Origin of the sequence: Mesorhizobium sp. M5C.F.Ca.IN.020.32.2.1 (assembly GCF_004023105.1) — a bacterium.
Classification (GTDB): Bacteria; Pseudomonadota; Alphaproteobacteria; order Rhizobiales; family Rhizobiaceae; genus Mesorhizobium; species Mesorhizobium wenxiniae.
The window spans coordinates 1-5,536 of record NZ_RZSX01000400.1; the positions used below are offsets into that span (position 1 = coordinate 1).

The 5,536-nt window shown below is 62.6% G+C and carries 7 protein-coding genes, 1 tRNA gene and 1 pseudogene; 4 read left to right on the forward strand and 5 right to left on the reverse strand.

Annotated elements, in window-relative coordinates; translation table 11 throughout:
• Positions 1-261: 261 nt before the first annotated feature.
• Positions 262-879 carry a L,D-transpeptidase gene (locus EOA86_RS19900; protein ID WP_029347736.1) on the reverse strand — a complete coding sequence of 206 codons (618 nt, stop codon included), beginning with the start codon at positions 877-879 and terminating at the stop codon, positions 262-264.
• Positions 880-1,105: 226 nt separating this feature from the next.
• On the opposite strand from EOA86_RS19900, the pseudogene EOA86_RS19905 reads away from it, so the two are divergent.
• Positions 1,106-1,524: pseudogene (locus tag EOA86_RS19905) on the forward strand (MerR family DNA-binding protein).
• Positions 1,525-1,564: 40 nt separating this feature from the next.
• On the opposite strand, the gene EOA86_RS19910 reads toward EOA86_RS19905, so the two are convergent.
• A complete protein-coding gene (locus EOA86_RS19910; protein WP_029347734.1) occupies positions 1,565-1,891 on the reverse strand; it encodes a GYD domain-containing protein in 327 nt (108 codons plus the stop codon).
• A 148-nt stretch (positions 1,892-2,039) separates the two neighbouring features.
• On the opposite strand from EOA86_RS19910, the gene EOA86_RS19915 reads away from it, so the two are divergent.
• The 3 genes from EOA86_RS19915 to EOA86_RS19925 all read left to right on the forward strand — a co-directional run bounded on the left by EOA86_RS19915 (position 2,040) and on the right by EOA86_RS19925 (position 3,114).
• Positions 2,040-2,339, forward strand: a complete 300-nt coding sequence (locus EOA86_RS19915; RefSeq protein ID WP_127317620.1) for a DUF1330 domain-containing protein — start codon at positions 2,040-2,042, stop codon at positions 2,337-2,339.
• A gap of 96 nt (positions 2,340-2,435) precedes the next feature.
• Positions 2,436-2,509 (forward strand) — tRNA-Cys (locus EOA86_RS19920).
• Between the two features lie 104 nt (positions 2,510-2,613).
• A complete protein-coding gene (locus EOA86_RS19925; protein ID WP_127210848.1) occupies positions 2,614-3,114 on the forward strand; it encodes an MmcB family DNA repair protein in 501 nt (166 codons plus the stop codon).
• A 94-nt stretch (positions 3,115-3,208) separates the two neighbouring features.
• Here the strand turns inward: EOA86_RS19925 and nhaA are convergent, their stop codons facing one another.
• The 3 genes from nhaA to EOA86_RS19940 all read right to left on the reverse strand — a co-directional run.
• Entirely contained in the window at positions 3,209-4,405 is a 1,197-nt protein-coding gene (gene nhaA, locus EOA86_RS19930) for a Na+/H+ antiporter NhaA (RefSeq protein ID WP_127210847.1), read from the reverse strand.
• A gap of 210 nt (positions 4,406-4,615) precedes the next feature.
• Positions 4,616-5,179: an ActR/PrrA/RegA family redox response regulator transcription factor gene (locus tag EOA86_RS19935; protein ID WP_082982096.1), complete on the reverse strand. Its 564-nt coding sequence runs from the start codon at positions 5,177-5,179 to the stop codon at positions 4,616-4,618.
• 64 nt (positions 5,180-5,243) lie between these two features.
• On the reverse strand, positions 5,244-5,536 hold a 293-nt coding region (locus tag EOA86_RS19940), incomplete at its 5' end, for an ATP-binding protein (protein WP_164891845.1).

Below are 5,536 nucleotides of genomic sequence, written 5' to 3' on the forward strand. Positions count from 1 at the left end.
GCCCCTCATCGCCCTGCCGGGCACTTCTCCCCGTATAGTGACGGAGAGAAGGACGCCTTCGCAAGGGGTCGCCAATCTCCAGCGTTGCGGAAAGGGTGCCAAGGTTGCGGCCAGCCCCTTCTCCCCGTCACTATACGGGGAGAAGATGCCGGCAGTCTGAAGCGATTGTTCTGGCGCGATAACAAAAAACCGGGCCAAAGTGCCCGGTTTTCTGTTCTGCGACGTCCATTTGTTGCCTAGACGGTCCGCGTATGAAAGTTTTTACAAGACTATCACTTTAGCGCCGACCGAGGTGCGGTCGTAAAGGTCGATAATGTCTTGATTCATCAGCCGGATGCAGCCCGACGACATCGCCTTGCCGATCGAGTTCCACTCCGGGCTGCCATGCAGGCGGTAGCCCGAATCGCCGCCCTTGTTGAACAGATACAGGGCGCGCGCACCGAGTGGGTTGGTCAACCCCGGCTCCATGCCGCCGGCAAATTTGGCGAGCTCCGGCTGGCGCTTGATCATCGCCGAAGGCGGCGTCCAGGTCGGCCATTCGCGCTTCACCGCGATACGGGCGGTGCCGCGCCATTCAAAACCCTCGCGGCCGACGCCGATCCCGTAACGCATCGCCTCGCCGCCGCCCATGACATAATAGAGAAACTTGTTCTGCGTATCGACGACGATGGTGCCCGGCTTTTCATCGGTGTCGTAGCTAACGACCTGCCGGCGATACTTGAACGGCACCTTTTCGATCGGAATGCGCGGCAGTTGATAGCCCGCATCGGTCATCGGGCCATAGTTGTTGGTGAATATCTGCGAGCCGATGGTGCTGCAACCAGCAATAGCCGTCGACAGCGCAAGTGCGGCGACGATTGCGAATGACTTCATGCGCATGAAAAGGTCCGATGCCCCGCCCGAAATAGAGCGGCTCGAGACGGCCGCTTTGTCGCCATCATTCATGCTGGCATTTGCTTTGCTTGCCAAGCGCGCGATGCCTATATGCAGGAGCTTACCTGCCGGTAAGTCCTCAACTGTGGCTTTTCGGCAACGGCGATCATAAGATTATGTAGCAAATTCAATGGGGCGGCTCGCCGAGCCGCCGGAAGTCAAGGAACCCATCATGAATGGAGATGCCGCCCAGCGTTCCGGCCTGCCGGCCAAGACCATCGCTACCATGAGGAGATCGGCCTGATCCGTCAGGCGCGCGCCGGCAACGGCTACCGCGACTATTGCGGCGACGACATCCACCGGCGGACTTTCCTGCGCCGCGCGCGCAATCTCGGTTTTTCGATCGACGACTGCCGCCAGCTGATGGCGCTCTACCACGACCGCAGCCGCGCCAGCCATGACGTGCGCGAGATCGCCGCCGCGCATGTGACGGCAATCGAGGAGAAGGTGCGCGAGCTGCAGTCGATGCGCTCGACCTTGCAGAAGCTGATCCATGCCTGCCACGGCGACGACCGGCCGGACTGCCCGATCCTGGAGGATATTGCGGGGGCTGCGCAGGCTGGAGATAAAATCGCTTCCGCGGCTGCATGAGCGACTAGCCTCCGACACTCCGCGAGGCCGCAAAGAGGGCTTACGACCCCGGCGGGCGATACCGGATCGACTTTGCCTTCCCAAGCGCTTGCATCGTCTCTTCGACGCTTAGGAGGACGGTGGTCTCATACGAGCTGAGCGCCCCGCCCGCACCGATAGCCAGCATGACAGATGCCATCGAAACGTTGTCTGGCGCCTCCCATAGATTCCAGCCATCGTGCTCTCCGAAGGCATACCAGAACCCGTGCAGCTTTCCGCCCACCGACTCGATGTAGGTGCGGGCTGCCTCGCGTCTATCCTCGGGGTTTTCGATCAGGCGCGCCCAGGTTTCGGGCGTATAGCTGAATTGCGTGAGATACATCGGCATGGTTCGTCTCCTTCCAGAGCTGCCTCCACGAGCACAGTTAGCCCAATCCGGGGAGAACGCGAGTCGTCTCCGCGGCGTAGTACCGCTGGCTTAGTTGCGGGGCCGCTAATGGAGCTGCTTCACTGGCTTTCTTCAAGGAGTAGGGCCAATGGCAGCGTATCTCATTGCTGATGTAGACATAACCGATGCCGCCGTTTTCGAGGAATACCGCCGGGATGTGCCAGCAACCGAAGCGCGCTATGGGGGACGGTACATCGCTCGTGGCGGAGCCACCAAAGTGCTGGAAGGCGATTGGGAACCTCATCGCCTGGTCATTGTCGAGTTTCCGGACATGGCCTCCCTCATGGCATGGTACGGCTCTCCAGAGTACAGCCGGCTTAAAGCTATCCGTGAACGCTGTGCAAAGACGAGGATCATTGCTCTGGAGGGCGTGATTCCCGTTGGTTGAAGGCCGGGTTTGCTAACCGGATAATCGGCCAGAGAAAGGACATCCGGGCGTCGACAGGTTGACTAAGCGCTGATGGATTAGGCATAGAGGCAACAAGGTCTGAGGGCGGGACGGTGACGCATCGGTCTGCAAAACCGACGTAGTGGGTTCAATTCCCACTCAGACCTCCAGCCAGCCCACTGGCGCTGATTTGTTCCGCTGTAATCGATTGTTTCCCGTTGGGTTTGTCAAGAAACGGGTTCAAACCGTGAACAAAGTCTGGCATGGTGCTCCCATGCCAATCATCTCGCCTGTCCCTCTCAACCCGCTTATCGACGGCCGTCAGTCGGAGCGCGCCATGCTCGTGCGGCGTGGCGTGCAGCGTCTGCTCAAGGAAATGGGCGCGCATGTGCTGCCCGAACTGTCACTGGCGACCGGGCGCCGCGCCGACCTCGTCGCGCTGACCCGGCAGGGCGACATCTGGATCATCGAGATCAAATCCTCGATCGAGGATTTCAGGGTCGACCGTAAATGGCCGGACTACCGGCTGCATTCGGACCGCTTCTTCTTCGCCACACATCCCGGCGTACCCTCGGAGATCTTTCCCGAGGGATGCGGTTTTATCCTTTCCGACGGCTATGGCGCCGAAATCCTGCGCAATGCGCCCGAGCACCGCCTGGCGGCGGCGACACGCAAGGCGCTGATGCTGAGGATCGCGCGGACCGGTGCAGCGCGGCTGCTCGCGGCGGAACTCGCCGGCGTGGCGGTGCCGGCGCTGGAAGGTGAGAGCGAGTAGGGGTTTGAGCGCTTCGGTTAGTCTCACTGGAAAGTTTGTGCCTTCCTACCCCTTCGCGCTGCCCCTCATCTGCCTGGAAACCGCAGCGGCAGCTTTATTCCATCTCCTCGTCCGCCCCATTCGCAGCCGACGCGACCAGCAGCACGGCGGCACCGAGGATCGCGGCGATAAAGGAGCCGGCGAGGATGCCGACCTTGACCGCGTCCTGCAGCTCGACATTGCTGGCGAAGGCGAGCAGGCCGATGAACAGGCTCATGGTGAAGCCGATGCCGCAGAGCAGCGAAATGCCGATCATGTGCAGCCAGCCGGCATTGACCGGCAGGTCGGCGAAGCCGAGCCGGATGGCAAGCGCGGAAGAACCGAACACGCCGACCAGCTTGCCGGCGACGAGGCCGGCGGCGACTCCCAGCGTCAGCGGCTCGACCAGGGCGGCTGCGCTCAGGCCGGCGAGCGAAACGCCGGCATTGGCGAAGCCAAAGATCGGGATGACGACGAACGGCACTATTCTGTGCAGGCAGTGCTCGAGCCGGTGCAGCGGCGAATGGTCGAGATCATGCCCGATGCCCGGGGAGACTTTCAAAGGTATGGTCATGGCCAGCGCCACGCCGGCGAGCGTGGCATGGACGCCCGATTTCAGCACCAGCACCCACAGGACGACACCGAGCAGGATGTAGGGCACCAGCGTCAGCACCTTCATGCGGTTGAGCACGATCAGCAGAGCAATGACCGCGAAGGCGGCGCCGAGATAGGCGAGCGACAGGCCGGTCGTGTAGAACACCGCGATGATGATGACCGCGCCGAGGTCGTCGATGATGGCGAGCGCGGTGAGGAATACCTTCAGCGACCCCGGCACGCGGCTGCCGAGCAGCGACAGCACGCCGAGCGCAAACGCGATGTCGGTGGCGGTCGGGATCGCCCAGCCGGAAAGAGCGGCCGGGTTGTCGCGGTTGATGGCGACATAGACAAGTGCCGGCACCAGCATGCCGCCGGCGGCGGCGATGCCGGGAAGGGCGCGCCGTGGCCAGGTCGAGAGCTGGCCATCCAGCATCTCGCGCTTGATCTCCAGGCCGACCAGCAGGAAGAACACGGCCATCAGGCCGTCATTGATCCAGTGCGATACGCTGAGCGGTCCGAGATAGGCGTGAAGGGCGTCGAAATAGGCTTCGGCCAGCGGCGAATTGGCGACGATCAGGGCCAGTGCCGCGGCTGCCATCAGGACGATGCCGCCTGCCGCCTCGCTGTCGAGGAATTCGCGAAAAATGGAGACCGGCCGTTGCTTCTGGTCCTGCATGTCGTCTCCGTCGCGTCGCCTACCCGCCGGGCAGGGCCAACATCACCCGATGCCATGATGCGCAAACACCAATGGCAGGGGCAAGTCTCTACAGCGCCGCGCAACCTTTGGGGCGCGCAAAGCACGCTGTAGCACTTTGAGTTTGCGCGTGATCCCCAGCGAAAATCGATTCCGCCATTCGCCGACACGAACCTTCGGTTCGGTCAGGCGTCAGCGCGGCGCGCGCTTGGCCAGTATCCGCTGCAGCGTGCGGCGATGCATATTAAGCCGGCGGGCGGTCTCGGAGACGTTGCGGTCGCACATTTCGTAGACGCGCTGGATGTGCTCCCAGCGCACGCGGTCGGCCGACATCGGGTTTTCAGGCGGTGCGGCGCGTTCGCCCGCCGTGCGGGTAAGTGCGGCGAAAATGTCGTCGGCATCGGCCGGCTTCGACAGGTAGTCGATGGCCCCCAGCTTCACCGCCGTCACTGCGGTGGCTATGTTGCCGTAGCCGGTGAGGATAATGGCGCGGGCGTCATCGCGCTTCTCGCGGATGGCGGCAACGACGTCGAGGCCGTTGCCGTCGGCGAGCCGCATGTCGACCACGGCATAGGCGGGCGGGTTGGCGCGCGCCTTGGCCACCGCCTCCTCGACGCTCTCGGCGGTCTCGACTACGAAACCCCTGGTTTCCATGGCGCGGGCAAGGCGCGTGAGGAACGGCTTGTCGTCGTCGACGATCAGCAGCGAGGTGTCCTCGCCTTCAACCATTGCGCCAATCGTTTCGTCGCCGTTCATCGTCTTCTAAATTCCTGCTGCCCGATTTTTACGCAGATATAGTTTTGGAGCGCTATTGTCCAATTCAAGCCGTGTCAAACATGGTGGCCGAAGCCGATTCAGGGTTGAGGAAGACGCTGCGCGGCCACGATATCTGCACGACGGCGCCCTCGCCCGGTTCGTTGGAATTGCGGAAATAGAGCGTGGCCCCCGAGCGTTCAAGCAAGGTCTTGGCGATGAAAAGCCCCAGTCCGAGGCCGCCGCCGGCCTCGGTGCCCTGGCGCGTCGACATATAGGGCTCGCCGATGCGGTCGATGATTTCGGGAGGGAAACCCGGTCCGTCGTCGGTGATCGAGAAGGTGACGGCGGCCTCGTTCC